General features: G+C 39.7%; 1 protein-coding gene. It reads left to right on the forward strand.

What is annotated here, in order from left to right:
• Nucleotides 1-400 precede the first annotated feature (400 nt).
• A partial coding sequence (locus ACS8FC_RS16830; RefSeq protein WP_439297628.1) for an ACP S-malonyltransferase occupies nt 401-763 on the forward strand: 363 nt, incomplete at its 3' end.

The following is a 763-nucleotide window of genomic DNA, read 5'->3' on the forward strand; positions in this document are numbered from 1 at the left end:
GTTAAAGTAGTAACAGTACTGGTGACTGTTGTTGTATTTGCCTAGCTATCATTAGTCAATAAGCTTTGAGCTAAAAAAAGCCAAGTTATTTCGCTATCATATATTATGTGGCTGGATAACTTGGCTTTTTGTTATTTATAGCTAGACTTTTTGCTCAATTCGTTTGTTGTTTTTAGTAAATTTAAAAATGTGCTGATATAATCTGCTCCTTTAATTTGGGTATCGTTACTCTTGCTGTTTAGTTTGCATCTACTATGATAATAGTGTGTGTCAGTGTATAGTTTACTGACAATCCGTTTTCTTAGATAAATAGTTGAACTAGCGGCTTTGTATCACATCTAATAATATAATACGCCCCATTGTTTTAGGGATGTTTCTAATCAGATAAGGAATATTGGTTATGGCTTCTGTACCCGATATGGTAAAAAAGCAACCCGCTCGTATCGCGGTCATTTTTCCTGGACAAGGATCTCAAGCAGTCGCAATGACGAGTGAGCTTGCTGAAATCTACCCAGAGATACGCGATACATTTACCGAAGCGAGTGAGGCGCTTGGTGAGGATTTGTGGGCAATCTGTCAGGATGAAGAAAAACTCAATCAAACCGAGTATACTCAGCCAGCGCTACTGACAGCTAGCATTGCCATTTGGCGTGTCTTACAACAAAAAATAGAAGAGACGCCTTGCTATTTAGCTGGTCACTCTCTAGGCGAGTACAGCGCCCTGTGTGCTGCCAATGTGATATCGCTTGGTGATGCTGTCACT

The organism is Psychrobacter sp. 1Y4 (assembly GCF_051847555.1).